At 61.5% G+C, this 18129-nt stretch carries 15 protein-coding genes and 3 pseudogenes; 10 read left to right on the top strand and 8 right to left on the bottom strand.

Annotation, left to right across the window (positions count from 1 at the left end):
- Positions 1 to 49 precede the first annotated feature (49 nt).
- The 10 genes and pseudogenes from gsiB to ftsB all read left to right on the top strand — a co-directional run bounded on the left by gsiB (position 50) and on the right by ftsB (position 11380).
- Positions 50 to 1603, top strand: coding sequence for a glutathione ABC transporter substrate-binding protein GsiB (gene gsiB / locus LK440_RS12265; RefSeq protein ID WP_005012278.1), 1554 nt, complete (start codon positions 50 to 52; stop codon positions 1601 to 1603).
- A 73-nt stretch (positions 1604 to 1676) separates the two neighbouring features.
- A complete protein-coding gene (gsiC, locus tag LK440_RS12260) occupies positions 1677 to 2597 on the top strand; it encodes a glutathione ABC transporter permease GsiC (protein WP_005012280.1) in 921 nt (306 codons plus the stop codon).
- A gap of 7 nt (positions 2598 to 2604) precedes the next feature.
- Entirely contained in the window at positions 2605 to 3498 is an 894-nt protein-coding gene (gene gsiD / locus LK440_RS12255) for a glutathione ABC transporter permease GsiD (protein WP_005012282.1), read from the top strand.
- A gap of 89 nt (positions 3499 to 3587) precedes the next feature.
- Positions 3588 to 4655 (top strand): DmpA family aminopeptidase, encoded by a 1068-nt coding sequence (locus tag LK440_RS12250; protein ID WP_005012284.1) that lies wholly within the window; start codon positions 3588 to 3590, stop codon positions 4653 to 4655.
- A 10-nt stretch (positions 4656 to 4665) separates the two neighbouring features.
- The gene (locus LK440_RS12245) at positions 4666 to 5484 is read left to right on the top strand and encodes a M55 family metallopeptidase (protein ID WP_005012285.1); all 819 of its coding nucleotides are present in this window, start codon (positions 4666 to 4668) and stop codon (positions 5482 to 5484) included.
- Between the two features lie 14 nt (positions 5485 to 5498).
- The gene (locus LK440_RS12240) at positions 5499 to 7295 is read left to right on the top strand and encodes an aminopeptidase P family protein (protein ID WP_005012286.1); all 1797 of its coding nucleotides are present in this window, start codon (positions 5499 to 5501) and stop codon (positions 7293 to 7295) included.
- 243 nt (positions 7296 to 7538) lie between these two features.
- Entirely contained in the window at positions 7539 to 9191 is a 1653-nt protein-coding gene (locus LK440_RS12235; protein WP_005012289.1) for a CTP synthase, read from the top strand.
- A 171-nt stretch (positions 9192 to 9362) separates the two neighbouring features.
- Positions 9363 to 9645 (top strand): annotated as a pseudogene (locus LK440_RS12230) (DUF1330 domain-containing protein).
- A gap of 3 nt (positions 9646 to 9648) precedes the next feature.
- Positions 9649 to 10935 (top strand): phosphopyruvate hydratase, encoded by a 1287-nt coding sequence (gene eno / locus LK440_RS12225; RefSeq protein WP_005018901.1) that lies wholly within the window; start codon positions 9649 to 9651, stop codon positions 10933 to 10935.
- A gap of 73 nt (positions 10936 to 11008) precedes the next feature.
- Positions 11009 to 11380 carry a cell division protein FtsB gene (ftsB, locus tag LK440_RS12220; protein WP_005012291.1) on the top strand — a complete coding sequence of 124 codons (372 nt, stop codon included), beginning with the start codon at positions 11009 to 11011 and terminating at the stop codon, positions 11378 to 11380.
- Positions 11381 to 11398: 18 nt separating this feature from the next.
- Here ftsB and LK440_RS12215 read toward each other — a convergent pair whose 3' ends face one another.
- From LK440_RS12215 to LK440_RS12180, 8 genes and pseudogenes are all read right to left on the bottom strand, one after another.
- Positions 11399 to 12055 (bottom strand): hypothetical protein, encoded by a 657-nt coding sequence (locus LK440_RS12215; protein ID WP_025341347.1) that lies wholly within the window; start codon positions 12053 to 12055, stop codon positions 11399 to 11401.
- 52 nt (positions 12056 to 12107) lie between these two features.
- Positions 12108 to 13028 (bottom strand): Hsp33 family molecular chaperone HslO, encoded by a 921-nt coding sequence (gene hslO, locus LK440_RS12210; protein ID WP_005012293.1) that lies wholly within the window; start codon positions 13026 to 13028, stop codon positions 12108 to 12110.
- A gap of 38 nt (positions 13029 to 13066) precedes the next feature.
- A complete protein-coding gene (locus LK440_RS12205) occupies positions 13067 to 13588 on the bottom strand; it encodes a gamma carbonic anhydrase family protein (protein ID WP_005012294.1) in 522 nt (173 codons plus the stop codon).
- Positions 13589 to 13610: 22 nt separating this feature from the next.
- Positions 13611 to 15278 carry an acyl-CoA synthetase gene (locus LK440_RS12200; RefSeq protein ID WP_005012299.1) on the bottom strand — a complete coding sequence of 556 codons (1668 nt, stop codon included), beginning with the start codon at positions 15276 to 15278 and terminating at the stop codon, positions 13611 to 13613.
- Between the two features lie 195 nt (positions 15279 to 15473).
- Entirely contained in the window at positions 15474 to 16313 is an 840-nt protein-coding gene (locus LK440_RS12195; RefSeq protein WP_005012301.1) for a UDP-2,3-diacylglucosamine diphosphatase, read from the bottom strand.
- Between the two features lie 81 nt (positions 16314 to 16394).
- Positions 16395 to 16919, bottom strand: a complete 525-nt coding sequence (locus LK440_RS12190; RefSeq protein WP_005012303.1) for an RDD family protein — start codon at positions 16917 to 16919, stop codon at positions 16395 to 16397.
- 72 nt (positions 16920 to 16991) lie between these two features.
- Positions 16992 to 17222, bottom strand: a pseudogene (locus tag LK440_RS12185) (ISL3 family transposase); the annotation flags it as partial.
- A gap of 19 nt (positions 17223 to 17241) precedes the next feature.
- Positions 17242 to 18095 (bottom strand): annotated as a pseudogene (locus tag LK440_RS12180) (IS3 family transposase).
- Between the last annotated feature and the right edge of the window lie 34 nt (positions 18096 to 18129).

The raw sequence follows: 18129 nt of genomic DNA, 5'->3' as shown, positions 1-18129 counted from the left end.
TCCTGTTTTGTCCAACAAGCCGTCTCTCCTTTCTGATCCAGGAGTTGCAATGAACAAAGTACTGCACCCCACCAAACTCATGGCCGCCGCCGCGCTGGCTTTCGGTGTGCTCGCCTCGCCGCTTGCGCACGCCAGCAAGGACGTGACCTTTGCCGTTTCGATTGCGCTCGAGACGCTGGACCCCTACAACACCAACAGCACGTTGAACCAGGCTGTGGGCAAGGCGTATTACGAAGGCCTGCTCGAGTTCGACAAGGATCTGAAGATCCAGAAAGTACTCGCCACCGACTACAGCGTCAGCGATGACGGCCTGGTCTACACGTTCAAGCTGCGCCCTGGCGTGAAATTCCATGATGGCACCGATTTCAACGCCGAAGCCGTCAAGATCAATTTCGAACGTCCCGCCAACCCGGATAATCGTCTGTCGCGCTACATCCAGTTCAGCGTGGTCGACAAGGTCGAGGCGGTCGATCCGTTGACCGTCAAGATCACCCTGAAGAAGCCTTTCTCGGCCTTCCCCAATGCGCTGGCCCATCCGGCCGCGATGATGATCTCGCCGGCCGCGCTGGCCAAGTACGGCAAGGAAATCGGTTTCCATCCCGTGGGCACCGGTTCCTTCGAGTTTGTGGAGTGGAAGCCCGCCGAGTACCTGAAGGTCAAGAAATTTGATGGCTATTGGAACAAGGGCAAGCCCAAGGTCGACAGCATCACTTTCCGTACGGTGACCGACAACAACACGCGCGCCGCCGTCGTGCAGACCGGTGAAGCGCAGTTCGCCTTCCCCGTGCCGTTTGAGCAGGCCGCGATTCTGGCCAAGAACGACAAGCTGGACGTGGTCGATCACAAGAACTCGATCATGGCGCGCTATATGTCCATGAACACCCAGGTCAAGCCGTTTAACGACGTACGCGTGCGCCAGGCCATCAACTACGCCATCAACAAGGATGCGTTGGCCAAGGTCGCCTTCAATGGCTACGCCACCAAGGTCGATGGCGTCGTGCCCGCGGGCGTGGACTACGCACATAAAAATGGTGCCTGGCCTTACGATCCCGCCAAGGCCCGTCAGTTGCTCAAGGAAGCCGGCTACGAGAACGGTTTCGAGACGACGCTTTGGTCGGCCTACAACGACGGCACGTCGGTCAAGGTGGTGCAGTTCCTGCAACAACAGTTGGCCCAGGTCGGCATCAAGACTTCGGTCGAGGTTCTGGAGTCGGGACAACGCGTGCAGCGCGTGCAGCAGGTGCAAAAACCCGAAGACGCCAAGGTCCGCCTCTACTACGCCGGCTGGTCGTCCTCCACGGGTGAGGCGGATTGGGGTCTGCGTCCACTGCTGACGACGGGGGCATTCCCGCCGGTGCTCAACAACGTGTCTTATTACTCGAACAAGTCGGTGGATGACGGCGTGCAGGAAGCGCTGGCCACGACGGACCGCGCCAAGAAGACCGAGATCTACAGCAAGGTTCAGGACACCATCTGGAACGACGCGCCCTGGGCATTCCTGGTCACGCAGAACAATGTGTACGTCAAGTCCAAGAACCTCTCCGGCGTGTATGTCGAACCCGACACCTCGTTCTGGTTTGGCGACATCGACCTGAAGCAGTAAGCCAAGCAGTAAACCAAGCAGTAAACGTGGCCCGGCGGGGCATGGTGCGCCCGCCGGCGTCTCAGGAATTTCAATGCTGACCTATATCGTCAAACGACTCTTGGGCATGATCCCGACGCTATTGCTCGTCGCGGTGGTCGTGTTCCTCTTTGTGCACATGCTGCCCGGTGACCCGGCGCGTCTGGCCGCGGGCCAGGAGGCGGACCAGGCCACCGTGGAGCTGGTGCGCAAAGAGCTCGGGCTGGATCTGCCTTTGCCGCAGCAGTTCGTGCGCTACTTCAGCCATATGCTCCATGGAGACCTCGGCGTTTCCTTGCGTACCAAACGGCCGGTGGCCACAGAAATCGCCGAGCGCTTCATGCCCACGCTCTGGTTGACGATCACCAGCATGATCTGGTCGGTCACCTTCGGGATGATTTTTGGCATCGTGTCGGCCGTCTGGCGCAATCGATGGCCGGATCGCTTGTTCATGACATTGGCGGTATCGGGAATCTCGTTTCCGGCTTTCGCGCTGGGGATGATGCTGATGCAGGTGTTCTCGGTCAATCTCGGATGGTTGCCCGCCGTAGGCGCATCGAGTTGGAAGCACTACATCCTGCCGTCGATCACCTTGGGTGCCGCAGTGGCGGCAGTGATGGCCCGTTTCACGCGCGCCTCCTTCGTAGAAGTCATCCAGGAGGACTTTGTACGCACGGCGCGCGCCAAAGGCCTGACCGAGCGTCGCGTGGTGATCAAGCATGCTCTGCGCAATGCCTTGATTCCGGTGGTCACCATGATGGGGTTGCAGTTTGGCTTTCTGCTGGGCGGCTCCATTGTGGTCGAGACGGTGTTCAACTGGCCCGGGCTTGGTCGCCTGCTGGTCGACGCCGTGACTCAGCGCGATTACCCGGTCATCCAAGGTCTGGTGCTGCTGTTCTCGCTGGAATTCATTCTGATCAACCTGATTGTCGACGTGCTCTACGGCGTCATCAATCCCAGTATCCGTTATAAGTGAGGCGGCCATGAGCAATACGACTACTGCCGCTGTTACCCCCAAGCAGAATGACGTGCGCACGCCGCTCACCGAGTTCTGGCGCAAGTTCAAGAAGCAGAGGCTGGCCGTTGGTGCGGGCATCTTCGTGCTGATTCTGATTGCCGTGGCAATTTTCGCCCCCTGGATCGTGCCGTACGATCCGGAGAATTTTTTCGACTATGACGCGTTGAATGCCGGGCCGTCCTGGCAGCACTGGCTGGGTGTGGATTCGCTGGGGCGCGACATCTTCAGTCGCATCCTCATGGGTGCGCGCATTTCTCTGGCTGCTGGCTTTCTGTCGGTAGCCATGGGCGCCATCGTGGGTACGTTCATGGGCCTGATGGCGGGCTACTACGAAGGCTGGTGGGAGCGCATCACCATGCGCATCTCCGATGTGCTGCTGGCGTTTCCGGGCATGCTTCTGGCCATCGGCGTGGTCGCCATTCTGGGCTCCAACATGATCAATGTCATCGTGGCCGTGGCGGTGTTCAGCGTTCCGGCATTTGCACGATTGGTGCGTGGCAACACGCTGGCCATCAAGCAGATGACCTATGTCGAGGCCGTGCGCAGTGTGGGTGCTTCGGACTGGACCATCATCATGCGGCACATTCTGCCCGGCACGATTTCTCTCATCGTGGTCTACGGCACCATGCGTGTGGGAACCTCCATCATCACTGCAGCCAGCCTGTCCTTTCTGGGCATGGGCGCGCAGCCGCCGACGCCGGAGTGGGGCGCCATGCTCAACGAAGCCCGCGCCGATATGGTGCTGGCCCCGCATGTGGCTATTTTTCCGGCGCTGGCGATTTTTCTGACCGTGTTGGCGTTCAACCTGTTGGGCGATGGCCTGCGCGACGCCCTCTATCCCAAGATCGACCGGCGCTGAGCGCGCCGCGAGAAAAACGGCAAGGGCGCGGCGCAAGCCGTGCCCTTTTTTCCTGAGATTCCGAGGGAGACCGCACTGGCGGCAACATCATGACAACGAGCGATAAGCTGCCCGAACTGCCGCGCATCGGCACTCTGCAAGCCGGCGCGCGCGACGCCATCACCGATGTGGCCGGGATCCGCGTGGGACATGCCACCCGGGCCGATGGCGACTGCCAGACCGGCGTGACCGTGCTGTGGCCTCACGGCGGCGACCCCTACCGGGACAAGGTGCCGGCGGCAGCCAGCATCATCAACGGCTTCGGCAAAAGTGTTGGACTGGTCCAGGTACAGGAGCTGGGCGTGCTGGAGACACCCATCGCGCTGACCAATACCTTCGGTGTGGGGACCGTAGCCAATGCCCAGATCCGGCAGGCGATTGCGGCCAATCCGTCCATCGGACGCGAGTGGGCCACCGTCAATCCGCTGGTGTTCGAGTGCAACGATGGTTATCTGAACAATATCCAGACCTTGGCGATTACCGAGGACGACTATCACCAGGCTTATGCCGCCGCCGCTGCCGATTTTGCGCAGGGATCGGTCGGCGCAGGCCGCGGCATGTCCAGTTTTTCGTTCAAGGGCGGCATTGGATCGGCCTCGCGCTTAGCCCGGCTTAAGTCGGGTGCCAGCCACATGGTCGGGGCGCTGGTGCTGTCGAACTTTGGCCGGTTGCCGCTGATGACGATTGCCGGGCGGCCTTTCGGCCAACGTCTGGCACGGCGTGATGACCATGGCCCGGAAAAGGGTTCCATTATCCTCATTCTGGCTACAGACGCTGCTCTGGACTCGCGTCAATTGGGGCGGTTGTCGTTGCGCGCAGGCGCTGGACTGGCTCGCACCGGCTCGGTCTTTGGCCACGGCAGCGGCGATATCGCGCTGGCGTTTTCGACAGCCTATACCGTGCCCCATGAGGCCGAGCGGGCGATGCCGACGCAGGCCATGCTGCACGAAGCGTACCTGGATCCTCTTTTCGAGGCGGCTGCCGAAGCCTGCGAGCAGGCCATTGTCAGTGCGCTGTGGCGCGCGCAAACCGTGCATGGCCGCGATGGCCATTTCCGCCGCGCATTGCCTGAAGTCATTCCGGATTGGCGGCAGTGGCTGGCCGATCGCGATTTCTGAGGAACACACCATGAAGATCCTGATTTCAACCGATATCGAGGGCGTGGCCGGCGTATTTCACGCCGAACAGGTTCGCCCCGGCAACGGCGAGTACGAGCGCGCGCGTGCCTGGATGACAGGCGAGGCCAATGCCGCGGTGGCCGGTGCCTTCGCCGGCGGGGCCACCGAAGTGCTGGTCAATGATTCCCATGGCGGATTTCGCAATCTGCTGCCGGATCAGATCGACGAGCGGGCTCGCTTGGTGCTGGGAAAGCCGCGCTATCTGGGCATGATGGGCGGGTTGGAAGAGGGGTGTGACGCGGTCATGATGGTCGGTTATCACACGCGTTCGCAAGGTCGCGGCGTGCTGGCCCACACCATCAATAGCGCTGCCTTCGCCCGCGTGAGCATCAATGGCATGGAACTGGGCGAGGCGGGTCTGTATGGAGCATTGGCCGGGGAGTTGGGAGTGCCGGTGATCCTTGGCTGCGGCGACGATGCTTTCATCGAGGAAACCCGCCCCCTGTTCCCTGGTGCACAGTGGGTTCAGACCAAGGTCGCACATGGGCAGGGCAGCGGCGTGACGCTGACGCCCGCTGCCGCGCGCAGGGCGATCTCCACGGGCGCCGAGGCGGCCACGCGTAATCTGGCTCGGGCGGTTCCTTTTCACATCGCTGGCCCGATAGAATGCCGTCTGCAGACACAGTCCTCAGCGCTGGCGGACCTGTTCTGCATGTGGCCGACGCTCGAGCGCGTCGACGGCGTCACCCTGAGCTTCACCGTTCCCACCATGCAGGCCGCCATCCGTACGCTCAACAGCCTGGCTGCGATGTCATTCATGCTGCGCTAAGTCCCGAGGAAACCATGTCAAGCACCGATCAACGCATTGCCGCCTTGCGCCAGGCCATGCGCCGCAACAAGCTGGATGCCTATGTCGTGCCATCTGCCGATCCGCATTTGTCGGAATATCTTCCCAAGCGTTGGCAGGCGCGGCGCTGGCTTAGCGGCTTTACCGGCTCGGTGGGTACGCTGGTCGTTACCGCAGATTTTGCGGGTCTTTGGGTCGATAGCCGCTATTGGGTGCAGGCCGAGGCTCAGTTGGCTGGTACGGGCATCACGCTCATGAAGATCGCCTTGGCGAGCACGCCTGGGCATGTGGATTGGCTGGCCGCTCACGTGCCGTCGGGTGGGCGGGTAGGGGTGGATGGCAACGTGCTGGGGCTGGCCGCGTTTCGGGCCTTGTCGCGCGCGCTGGCGCCGGCGCAGGTCGAGTTGTCCATCAGCGAAGACCTGATCGATGAGATCTGGGTCGACAGGCCGGGCCTGCCCGATGCGCCGGTTTATGAGCATCTGGCGCCTCATGCCTGCCAGCCGCGCGCCGAACGCCTGGGCCGGGTGCGCCAGGCCATGGCCGCCAAAGGGGCGGACACGCATCTTGTCAGCACGCTCGACGACATCGCCTGGATTTTCAATCTGCGCGGTGCGGACGTCAGCTATAACCCGGTTTTCCTGGCGCATGCACTGATTGGCAGTGATTACGCGACCTTGTTCGTGGCCGAGGGCAAGATCGATGACGCGCTGGCCGCAGCGTTGGCTGCCGATGGCGTCGACGTGGCGCCTTACGCCCTCGTGGCCGAAGCCTTGGGCACGCTCGAGCACGACCAGACCCTGCTCATCGATCCTGCCCGCGTCACGTGTGGCGTGTTCCACGCAATGGACCCGCAGATCGCGCGCGTCGAAGATATCAATCCCTCCACGCTGATGAAGTCGCGCAAAAGCGAGGCCGAGCTGGCCAATGTGCGTGAAGCCATGGCTCAGGATGGCGCAGCGCTGTGCGAGTTTTTTGCCTGGTTCGAGGCAGCGCAAGGGCGTGAAACGGTCACCGAACTGACCATTGATGAACAGATTACCCTGGCGCGCGCACGTCGGCCGGGCTACGTATGCCCCAGCTTTGCCACGATTGCAGGCTATAACGCCAACGGCGCCATGCCGCATTACCGCGCGACCGAAGATAGCCATGCCGTTATCGAGGGCAATGGGCTGCTGCTCATTGACTCGGGTGGTCAATACCTGAACGGCACGACGGATATCACCCGCGTTGTCGCCGTAGGAACGCCCACCGCCGACCAGAAGGTGGACTTTACTCTGGTGCTCAAGGGCATGATTGCCTTGTCGCGCGCCTGCTTTCCGCGCGGCATCGCATCGCCCATGCTCGATGCCTTGGCACGCGCTCCCATTTGGGCCGGCGCGGCCGAGTACGGGCATGGCACGGGTCACGGCGTGGGGTATTTCCTCAATGTGCACGAAGGGCCGCAGGTCATTTCGTATCGCGCCGCGCCGGGCGCGCATACCGCAATGGAGCCGGGCATGATCACCTCCAACGAGCCAGGGATCTACCGCCCGGGGCGCTGGGGGGTGCGTATCGAGAACCTGGTCGCCAACCGTAGCTGGTTCGAGGGCGAACTGGGCGAGTTCCTGTGCTTCGAGACGCTGACGCTATGCCCGATCGACACACGTTGCATCGACGCGGCACTGATGCGCCCCGACGAAATCGCCTGGCTCAATGACTACCACCGCCAGGTGCGCGAGCGTCTGGCGCCATTGGTGCAGGGGGCCGCCCTGGATTGGCTGCTGACGCGCACCGAACCCCTGGTCGCCTGAGCCGCACCAGGGTGTTGGCCGCAAGCCACACCCGGCCAGGTCCGGCGGGTGGGCCGAGCGAGCAAGCTCCAGCGCAAACGTCCGGCGTTACGCGGTAAAGTCGGGCTAAGCCGCAGGCCGCTTTAGCCGTCCGGGCCGGACTCTGCCGCCTGGGGGGTGTAAGGGAAAACCCAAGTATCTTGCGCCACACAGGTATAATCCAAATTTCCCGCTAGCGCCCGCTTATCCCGGGCGTCTCTCACGATGACCAAATACGTATTTGTCACCGGCGGTGTGGTGTCATCCCTGGGCAAGGGTATCGCCGCCGCGTCTCTCGCCGCGATCCTCGAATCGCGCGGTCTGCAAGTCACCCTGCTAAAGCTCGACCCTTACATCAACGTCGATCCCGGCACCATGAGCCCTTTCCAGCACGGAGAGGTGTTCGTGACCGAAGATGGCGCCGAGACCGACCTGGACCTGGGCCACTACGAGCGCTTCATCTCCACGAAGATGCGCAAGGTGAACAATTTCACCACCGGCCAAATCTATGAATCGGTGCTGCGCAAGGAGCGGCGTGGTGATTACCTGGGAAAAACCGTTCAGGTGATTCCGCACATCACCAACGAAATCCAGGATTTCGTGGCGCGCGGCGCGGATTCTGCCTGGCAGGGTCACACCGATGTCGCGATCGTCGAGATCGGCGGCACGGTCGGCGACATTGAGTCGCTGCCCTTCCTTGAGGCCGCTCGCCAGATGAGTCTGCGCCTGGGCCGCAACAACGCCGCCTTCGTGCACCTGACGCTGGTGCCCTACATCGCCTCAGCGGGTGAGCTCAAGACCAAGCCCACCCAGCATTCGGTGCAGAAGCTGCGCGAAATCGGCATCTACCCGAACGCACTGCTGTGCCGTGCCGACCGCCGCATCCCCGACGACGAGCGCGCCAAGATTTCGATGTTCTCCAACGTGCCGTTGGATGCGGTCATTTCGGTCTGGGATGTGGACTCGATCTACAAGATCCCGGCCATGCTGCATCAGCAAGGCGTGGACAACATCGTCTGCGAGGCGCTCGGCCTGACGCCGCCGCCGGCCGATCTGTCCATGTGGGACAACCTGGTCGATGCGCTGGAGCACCCTCAGCACGAAGTCACCATTGGCATGGTCGGCAAATATGTCGACCTGACCGAATCGTATAAATCCTTGAGCGAAGCGCTGGTCCACGCCGGCATTCATACGCGCTCCAAGGTCAAGATCGAATACATCGACTCCGAAGACATCGAAACCCGTGGTACTGAGCAGTTGCAGCACCTGGACGCCATCCTGGTGCCAGGAGGCTTCGGCAAGCGTGGTACCGAGGGCAAGATCGCCGCCATCCGCTATGCGCGCGAAAACGGTGTTCCCTATCTGGGAATCTGTCTCGGTATGCAACTGGCCGTCATCGAATTCGCCCGTCATGTCGCCGGTCTCGGCGGTGCCAACAGCACCGAGTTCGATCCGTCGGCACCGCACCCGGTAGTGGCCCTGATCACGGAGTGGATGAATCGCGAAGGCAAGGTCGAGAAGCGTGACAACGCCTCCGACCTGGGCGGCACCATGCGCAAGGGCGCGCAGCGCTGCCCCATCAAGGCTGGCACGCTGGCTCAGGCCATTTATGGCGATGAGGTCAATGAACGGCACCGCCATCGTTACGAGGTCAACAATGTCTACGTGCCTCGCCTCGAAGAGGCGGGCATGGTCATCAGTGCCCGCACGCCGACAGAAAACCTGCCTGAAATGATGGAGTTGCCTAACCATCCGTGGTTTGTCGGCGTGCAGTTCCATCCCGAGTTCACTTCCACCCCGCGCGACGGCCATCCGCTCTTTTCGAGCTATATCCGTGCCGCGCTCGATGGCAAGACTCGCCGAGGCGAAAAGGCGTAATACAAGGGAGCCTGCGGACTCCCTTGGCCCTTGACGCCGCAAGCGTTTGACACCAGGGAAGCATTTTCGGATACAAGCAGGTCCGCCCCGTTGTGCTTTCCCTGGCTATCATGCGAAGTGGTCCGCTTGCGTTGCGTCCGCTTTGTTCCAAATTTGTTTTAAAGGAAGTGCATGAGTGCTTATCTGATCGCCGAGGTTACGGTCACCAAGCCTGCGCAGTATGAAGACTACAAACGTCTGTCCACGCTCGCGATGCGCGCGTACGACGCCAAAGTGCTCGTGCGGGGCGGCGAAGCTAAGCACCTTGAGGGGCGAGCCTGGCCGTACTGTGGTGCTGGAGTTTCCGACCATGGCTGCCGCGCAAGCCTTCTATGACTCCTGGCAGTACCGCCGCGCTCGCAACGCTCGCGAAGGCGCGGCCGTCATGAATATGTTCATCGTTCAGGGAATGTAAATAATGAGTGCAATCGTCGATATCATCGGCCGCGAAATTCTGGATTCGCGCGGCAATCCCACTGTCGAGTGTGACGTGCTGCTGGAATCCGGCGTCATGGGCCGCGCGGCGGTTCCTTCGGGCGCATCGACCGGCGCGCGCGAAGCCATTGAGCTGCGCGACGGCGACAAGAGCCGTTATCTCGGCAAAGGCGTGCTGCGCGCCGTCGAGAATCTGAATACCGAAATCTCCGAAGCGTTGATGGGCCTGGATGCCCAGGAACAGACGTTCGTGGATCGCACGCTGATCGAACTGGACGGCACCGATAGCAAAGAGCGCCTGGGCGCCAATGCCATCTTGGCCGCCAGTATGGCCGTGGCACGCGCCGCAGCGGATGAGTCCGGCCTGTCGCTGTATCGCTATTTCGGGGGCAGCGGCCCCATGAGCATGCCCGTGCCCATGATGAACGTCATCAACGGCGGAGCGCATGCCAACAACACCCTCGACCTGCAGGAATTCATGATTCTGCCGGTGGGCGCGGCCAGCTTCCGTGAAGCCATGCGCTGGGGGGCCGAAGTCTTCCACATGCTCAAGAAGCTGATCCACGGCCAGGGCATGTCCACCGCCGTGGGTGACGAGGGCGGTTTTGCCCCCAACGTCGCCAATCACGAGGCGGCCATTCAGCTGATTCTGAAAGCCATCACCGAAGCGGGTTACGAGCCGGGCACGCAAATCGCCCTGGGCCTGGATTGCGCCAGCTCGGAATTCTTCCGCGACGGCAAGTACACCCTGGCCGGTGAGGGCGGTGTGTCGCTGTCTTCGCAGGAGTTCGCCAATCTGTTGGCCACCTGGTGCGATAAGTACCCCATCATTTCGATCGAAGACGGCATGGCCGAGAACGATTGGGACGGCTGGAAGCTGCTGACCGACCAACTGGGCAAGAAGGTCCAGCTGGTGGGCGACGATCTGTTCGTTACCAACACGCGCATCCTGCGTGAAGGCATCCAGAAGGGGGTGGCCAACTCCATCCTCATCAAGATCAACCAGATCGGTACCCTGACCGAGACCTTCGCCGCCATCGAGATGGCCAAGCGCGCCGGTTATACCGCCGTCGTATCGCATCGTTCGGGCGAAACCGAAGACTCGACCATCGCCGACATCGCCGTGGCGACTAACGCCATGCAAATCAAGACGGGCTCGCTGTCGCGCTCGGACCGCATGGCCAAGTACAACCAGTTGTTGCGGATCGAGGAAGAGCTGGCCGAAGTCGCCTCTTACCCTGGCATCGAAGCGTTCTACAACCTTCGTTGATGTCGGGCCGGGGTGTGATGCCCCGGCCTCTGTTATCTAGGATCTGTCTACTCTAAACCTGGGTGCCCGCTTTATGCGCCTGTTGTTCCTGGTGCTTCTCGTGCTGGTTGGTTTGATCCAGTATCCGCTTTGGCTAGGCAAAGGCGGGTGGTTCAAGGTTTGGGACTACCAACGTGATGTGACCGCCCAGCGCGAGGTCAACGAAGGCCTGAGCGCGCGTAATGCGGCGCTCGAGGCTGAAGTGCGGGATCTGGATAGTGGCACGGGTGCGCTTGAAGAGCGCGCCCGTGGCGATCTGGGAATGATGCGCGAAGGCGAAGTCTTTGTGCACGTGCTGCCGCCAGGCTCGCCACTGCCGTCGGCGAATTCGGTGCCTCAGGCAACGGCCCCCAAGCCACCGGCCAGGCCTGCGGCGGGTGCCAGTAGCACCCAGCAACGGCGCTGATCTGGCCGATTGCCAGCGTTAGCCGCAAGGTCGGCTCCGCGTGTGCACCTGCGCAAGCTCCGGCCAGCGCGTCGGATGGCTGTGCATTTCCATCGCGAGTTCCAGCCTGATGGCCAACCAGCCCGCAGCCAAGATCGCACGGCGGCAGGCGTCGCCCGCCAGCGGCGCAAGATACGGCAGCAGCGCAGCCAGTAGGGTAGTGGCCGGCGCGCTGGCGTAGGTCAGCCGCAGGCGTAAGGTGTTGGTTTGCTGGATAGATGGCAGGCCCGGCCGCAATGCATCCTGCTCGGCTTGATAGTCGTTGTTAATGGCCAGCTCTGGCAAACCAGGCAGATGCTGCCCGTGACGCCGATAGTGTGCTTCGCTGGGTTGCAGAACTTCCAGCCGCCAGGGTATGAGACCCTCGGCGCGTGCCGCGGCATGTCGGGACTGATGCTGCAGCGGTGCGAGTGCGGCCTCAAATGCGGCGCGCATGTGTTGGGGATGCACGTGCGACACGCTGCCAGCGCGCGCCGCTTCGATAAGAGCCAAATGGAGCAATTGTCTCTGGCGTTGCCATTGCATGGTTTCGTAGAGTGCGCAGGCTGCCAGCAGCAATGCCAGGAGCGCAACGGTGAACTCGACTGCGGCCTGGCCACCCCAGCGCATGCAGCAAGAAAAACGGCCTGGTGACATGGCCGCAGTATGCGGCACCCCTAGCCAGGCCGTCGATTGTGGATGCTACGGTTCAGTGAACGGTCGGCGGGTCCTGCTCGGGGTGAGGCGATGCCGCAGCAAACAGGCCTGCGCAATCGACGGGATCAAACCGATAGGGTTTGCCGCAAAAATCGCAGTGCACCTCGACCTTGCCCTGTTCGGCCAGGATATCCTCGACCTCGGCCTGACCCAGGGTGCGCAACATGCCTGCCACGCGCTCGCGAGTGCAAGGACAGAACCAGCGCACGGTGGCGGGCTCGAAGGCAATCAGGGTTTCTTCCCAGAACAGGCGATGGATAAGGGTATCCATGTCCGTCGCCAGAAGCTCTTGTGCCGTTAGTGTGCCTGCGAGATGCAGCGCGCGATTCCAGGTTTCGCCCGGCGCTTGCTGCTCGACCTCATTGCCACCTTGGTCGGGGAGGCGTTGGATCAGTATTCCGGCGGCGACCTCGCCGTTGGCAGCCAGCCACAACCGGGTGTCCAACTGTTCGGATGCCTTCATGTAGTGTTCCAGCGCCTCGGCAACCGTTTCACCTTCTAACGGAACGATGCCCTGATAGGGTTGCTGACCGGGGACTTTGCGTTCGGGGTCAAGCACCACGATGAAGCGTCCGCCTCCTTCGGCATTGAGTAAAGATTGCAGGGTTCCATCGGCCGGGACGTCGTGGCCCTCCCGCACTTTGACGGTGGCACGCAGGCTCAGATCCGAGCGGCACTCGACCACCAGCAGGGCAATAGGACCATCGCCCTGGATCTGCAGGACGAGGGAACCTTCGAATTTGATATTGGCGGCAAGCAGGGCGGAGGCCGCCACCATCTCACCCAGCAAGCGGGTGATGGCCTCTGGATACTGCTGATGGGATTGCGCCTGTTTCCAGGTATCTTGCAGGCGCACGGATTGCACGCGCACGGTGCGCGCCTCGAAGAGGTATTTCTTGAGTAAATCGGTCATGCAGGAATGTTAGCTGATCGGCGGCCGCGCCGGCAGTTTCACCCTATTCGTTTCAAGGCCGTCTTGTAATGCTGGCCGCGCTCGACATAGTGTTGCGTGCCCGCATGCATGCCGGCAATTTCTTCGGGGGACAGCTCGCGCACAATCTTGCCCACGCCGATCACCAGCGAGTTGTCGGGGATGCGGCGCCCTTCGGGCACGATGGCTCCCGCCCCAATCAGACAGTTTTTGCCCACCACGGCGTTGTTGAGCACGATGGCCTGCATTCCGATCAGCGAGCCGGTTTCGATGGTGCATCCGTGCAGCATGGCCTGGTGGCCGATCGTAACGCCAGGCCCGATGAGCATCGGACTGCCGCGGTCGACGTGCAGTACGCTGCCTTCCTGGACGTTGCTGCCCTCGCCAATGACGATGGGTTCGTTGTCGGCGCGAATGGCTACATGCGACCAGATACTGACCCCAGCGTGGAGCACGACCTGCCCGATCAGGTCGGCGCTGTCGGCCACATAGGCACTGGGATCGATTTGGGGTCGGTAGTCGTCGAGTTGATAAATGGGCATGAGAGGGTCGGGGCGGGCGGTGTCAGGCGTCGCTGCGGTTAGCGGCGCGCTCCTGCTCGAGGCGTCGGAGAACGACACGCTGAATCTTGCCCGTGGTGGTCATGGGAAGGTGCGTGACGTATTCGATTTCTTTGGGATACTCGTAGGGGGCCAGGCGGGCACGCACGTGTTCCTGCAGCGCCTGGGTAATGGCCTCGGTGTCGCGGCCCAGGTAGTCGTCCGTGAGCACGACGTAGGCTTTGACCAGCGCGCCCCGTTCCGGGTCGGGCTTGGGTACTACGGCCGCGTTGGCCACGGCCGCATGGGACAGCAGGCAGTTTTCGATTTCGCCCGGCCCGATGCGGTAGCCGGCCGATTTGAAGACATCGTCGGCACGGCCCGCATACCATAGGTAGCCGTCCGCGTCGATGGACGCCAGATCACCGGTACGGCACCAGTCGCCGGTGTATTTAGCGGCGGTGGCAGCGTCGTTGCGCCAATACCCGATGAACATCACCGGATCCGGGTAGCCGTGGATATCCAGGCGATTGAGCGCCACCTCACCGACTTCGCCTGGTGCGACGGGTTGGCCCGCATCGTCAATCACGGCGACATTGTGCCCGGGATAGGGCTTGCCCATGCTGCCCGGGCGAGCCGGCCAGCGTTTGTGGCTGTTGCCCACGATGTAATTCATTTCGGTCTGGCTGAACATTTCATTGGGCTTGATGCCCAAGGCGTTCTCGCACCAGGAAAATACGGTCTCACCCACACTCTCGCCCGCGCTCATGATGGCCCGTAAGGCCAAGCGGTAACGGCTACGGGGGTCCGGCACCGACTTCATCATCATCTTCAGTGCGGTCGGAAAGAGGAAGGTATTGGTGATCTGATAGCGCTCCATCAGTTCGAAGGCGCGCTCTGGCGAGAAACGCCCGCGCGTGCCCACGATGGGATGGCCAAAATACAGCGTGGGCAGTAAGGCGTCCATCATGCCGCCCGTCCAGGCCCAATCGGCTGGCGACCAGAACACATCGGCGGGCCGTGGGAACCAGTCCTGAGACGCGACAAATCCCGGCAGGTTGCCGATCAGCACACTGTGCGGCAGCAGTGCTCCCTTCGGGGCACCGGTGGTGCCCGATGTGTAGAGCAAAATGGCGGGATCACTGGCTCGGGTGGGTACGGGCTTGAATTCGCCCGGCTGGCGGGCCAGCAGGGTACGCCACGGCAACACGCGTTCGTCGGCAAAGTCGATGCCGATGATTTGTTGCAGGTCAGGGCAGTGGTCGCTGACGGCCATGAGATTGGCGCTGGAGGCAGCATCCACGATGGCGACCCGCGTTTCGGAGTCGCGCAGCCGAGCTCCCAAGGCCTCCGGGCCGAAGAGCGAGGACAGCGGCAACACGACGGCGCCCACGCTGTAGATCGCCATATGGGCCACGACGGTTTCGGGGCGTTGCCCTAAAACCACACCGATGCGATCGCCGCGTTCGACGCCCATCTTCGTGAGGCCCTGTGCAAGCTGATTGGCCGCCTCGGCGAGCCTGGCATAGGTCCAGACTTCGCGGTTGCCGGCTTCGTCTTCGTAGAAGATGGCGATACGGCGTGCGTCCGCACTGCTGGACGCCCAGCGATGGCAGCACACTTCCGCGATGTTGAACTGAGTGGGAACCAGCCAGCGGAAAGATTGGTAGAGCGCCTGATATTGGTCGTTCATGGCCCTTTGTTGTGAGCTCGGTGGCAACGAGTGGCAGGAATGCTCCCTGAGCCGCAGCGCTGGCAATTTTGCCTCGGGCCGGCTTGGCTGGGGGAAAGCGGTATCCCTGTGACCGATTTCTTCAACTGCAAGCATGAACGAGAGGGACGGGAACTGCAACATTCCCGTATCTGTAAGGGGGACGTATAAGGGTATTTACGGGGGCGGACCTTGCCGGCGAAGGGTCGAGGGCAGGGCAGGCAGAGACAGCGATCGCCGGGGCGCTGCGGCTGCAGGACGTTCGGCCAATTGGCTGGCCCAGTCCAACAGGCGCAGTTCGCCGTCGTGGTCCTCGGCCAGCGCCGACAGGCTCTCCACCCAGTCTCCATCGTTGCAATAGAGTATCCCGTCGACGTCTCGCATGGCGGGCTTATGGATATGTCCGCAAATTACGCCATCCAGGCCTCGTCGTCTGGCCTCTGACGCCAGCGTCTGCTCGAAATCATCGATGAAGGCCACGGCGTTCTTGACTTTGTGCTTGAGATACTGCGATAGCGACCAATAGTGCAGGCCCATGCGGTGCCGCAGGCGATTGAAGTGACTATTGAGCCAGAGCGCCGTTTGGTAAAGGTTGTCGCCCAGGTGAGCCAGCCACTTGCTGTGCTGGATCACGCCGTAGAACTGGTCTCCATGGAGTACCAGCAGGCGGCGGCCATTGGCCGTGGTGTGAACGTCTTCGTCCAGGATTTCGATGTCGCCGAAGGCAAAGCCGACGAATTCGCGGGCGAATTCATCATGATTGCCGGGCACGAAGATGACGCGGGTGCCGTTGCGCGCCTTGCGCAGGATGCGCTGCACGACGTCGTTATGGGCACGTGGCCAATGCCAATGCTTGCGCAACTGCCAGCCGTCGACGATGTCGCCGACCAGGTAAAGCGTGTCGCAATCGTTATGCTCAAGAAAATCGAGCAGGAAGTCGGCTTTACAACCTGCGCTGCCAAGGTGGACGTCGGATATCCACAAAGTGCGCCAATGCGTAGGGCGGATTTCGTTCACGGCATTTTCCTCCTGACCTGACGGCCAGGCTATGAAAACAGCCTCAGATGACGCCTGGATGAAAAAACAGTGACGAGGTGGTTACGCCTTGGCCTGCGCGGCACTCTCCAAGCGCGTTCCCAGCAATCGGTCATGCAGGAACTGACCGTCAGGATCCAGCCAACTGGGGACAAAAATGGCAAACGGCGCGACTACGATAAACAGATCCATCGACGGCCAGCGGCTCATGCTCGAGGCCAGGGCGACCAGGCCGGCGGCAACCAACGGCAACGGCCATAGCAGCAGATACCGCCAGATCAGGGTCGGCAGGCCGGGAACGCGGCCATGGCGGTCGACCAATCGGATATGCCAGGTTTTCATGGGCAGGGTTTGCCCGTTGTGGCGCCAGCACAGAACGAAATACAGGCCCATGACCAGGAAAAGCCAGGCCTGACGTGTATGCCGCAAGGCCAGTGCATGGCGGCTCTGCGTGAGCGTATCGAAAAGATAACCGGCCAGAAACACGACACCGAACAGAAGAACGCCTTCATACATCATGCAGGCGAAGCGGCGCAGGCGGCTGGGCGTACTCGGCAGGGTTGCCGGGGCGGCGGTGATAGCGTTCATGGCTGTCTATTATGCAAGCCTTGCGCGGCCTCAATGGTTTTTTTGCAGCGCCGCCGCCGGATAAAAAAAGGTTCATCGAGGAATACCGGGGAATGCAGACCGGATCTTGAGGAAGAAGTACTCCTGATCGCGGTAGCCGTAGGCGCGGCGCTTGATGACTTTGATGGTGTTGTTGATGCCCTCGACGATGCTGGTGTTGAGCCGGTGGCGACAGCGAGACAGAATCCCGTGCAGATAGGCTTTTAGCTTGAGCGCGAAGTGAGCCAAGGCGGCGATGCCGCTGCCCTGAGCCTGTTGCAGCCAGTGTGACCTGCCCCCAGATTTAGTACGGCACCGACATAGAGCCCAGGGGTAAAAGACCTTCTTTCTGATGAGCCTGCACGAATTGCGCCGGCGTTAAATATCCGAGCGCGCTGTGAGGCCGATCGGTGTTGTACTCGACTCGCCAGTTTTCGATCAAGCTTTTAGCCTGTCGCAGGGACAAGAACCAGTGCTCGTTAAGGCATTCGTCGCGGAACTTGCCGTTGAAACTTTCGATATAAGCGTTCTCCACCGGCTTACCCGGCCGAATAAACGACAGCTTTACGCCTGCTTGGTAGGCCCAGGCGTCCAAGGCTCTTCCGGCGAACTCTGGCCCGTTGTCCACGGTAATAGATCGCGGCAGGCCACGCATCTCCGCCAGCCGTTGCAGCACCATGGCAACACGCAGTCCCGGCAACGACGTATCGACCTCGATGGCCAGGCATTCGCGAGTGTAGTCATCGACGATAGTCAAACAGCGGAATCGGCGGCCATAGGCTAGGCCGTCGGCCACAAAGTCCATTGACCAACTCTGATTCGGCGCGATTGCCGCTGGGCGAACCACGCGCTCGGTCATTAATGTCCTGACCGCCTCGCGTTTGGCCTGCGGGCTGACTACTTTCGGCTTAGCAGATCCTGAAGCGCCGCCTTGTCCAGCATCGACTCGGCCAACAGCTTCTTGAGCTTGTTGTTCTCCTGCTCCAGCTCCTTGAGCCTCTGAGCGTCCGACACCGTCATGCCACCGAACTTCGCCTTCCAGTTGTAGTACGTTGCCTCGGAGATTCCGTGCTTGCGGCACAACTCTGCGGGCTTGGCACCTGCATCGGCTTCCTTGAGCACGCCGATGATTTGCTCTTCCGTAAATCGTTTCTTCATTGCCATTCCTTTGGGAACGGACTCTACATCGATT

The sequence above is a fragment of the Bordetella holmesii genome, assembly GCF_020735985.1.
In the GTDB taxonomy this organism is placed as follows: domain Bacteria; phylum Pseudomonadota; class Gammaproteobacteria; order Burkholderiales; family Burkholderiaceae_B; genus Bordetella; species Bordetella holmesii.
The sequence above is the reverse complement of the archived record's forward strand: the minus strand, read 5'-3'. Positions and strand labels throughout refer to the sequence as shown.

Excerpts from the sequence above, each read along its gene's own strand:
- gsiB (WP_005012278.1), top strand. The coding sequence starts at position 50 with ATGAACAAAGTACTGCACCCCACCAAACTCATGGCCGCCGCCGCGCTG.
- gsiC (WP_005012280.1), top strand. The coding sequence starts at position 1,677 with ATGCTGACCTATATCGTCAAACGACTCTTGGGCATGATCCCGACGCTA.
- gsiD (WP_005012282.1), top strand. The coding sequence starts at position 2,605 with ATGAGCAATACGACTACTGCCGCTGTTACCCCCAAGCAGAATGACGTG.
- LK440_RS12250 (WP_005012284.1), top strand. The coding sequence starts at position 3,588 with ATGACAACGAGCGATAAGCTGCCCGAACTGCCGCGCATCGGCACTCTG.
- LK440_RS12245 (WP_005012285.1), top strand. The coding sequence starts at position 4,666 with ATGAAGATCCTGATTTCAACCGATATCGAGGGCGTGGCCGGCGTATTT.
- LK440_RS12240 (WP_005012286.1), top strand. The coding sequence starts at position 5,499 with ATGTCAAGCACCGATCAACGCATTGCCGCCTTGCGCCAGGCCATGCGC.
- LK440_RS12235 (WP_005012289.1), top strand. The coding sequence starts at position 7,539 with ATGACCAAATACGTATTTGTCACCGGCGGTGTGGTGTCATCCCTGGGC.
- eno (WP_005018901.1), top strand. The coding sequence starts at position 9,649 with ATGAGTGCAATCGTCGATATCATCGGCCGCGAAATTCTGGATTCGCGC.
- ftsB (WP_005012291.1), top strand. The coding sequence starts at position 11,009 with ATGCGCCTGTTGTTCCTGGTGCTTCTCGTGCTGGTTGGTTTGATCCAG.
- LK440_RS12215 (WP_025341347.1), bottom strand. The coding sequence starts at position 12,055 with ATGTCACCAGGCCGTTTTTCTTGCTGCATGCGCTGGGGTGGCCAGGCC.
- hslO (WP_005012293.1), bottom strand. The coding sequence starts at position 13,028 with ATGACCGATTTACTCAAGAAATACCTCTTCGAGGCGCGCACCGTGCGC.
- LK440_RS12205 (WP_005012294.1), bottom strand. The coding sequence starts at position 13,588 with ATGCCCATTTATCAACTCGACGACTACCGACCCCAAATCGATCCCAGT.
- LK440_RS12200 (WP_005012299.1), bottom strand. The coding sequence starts at position 15,278 with ATGAACGACCAATATCAGGCGCTCTACCAATCTTTCCGCTGGCTGGTT.
- LK440_RS12190 (WP_005012303.1), bottom strand. The coding sequence starts at position 16,919 with ATGAACGCTATCACCGCCGCCCCGGCAACCCTGCCGAGTACGCCCAGC.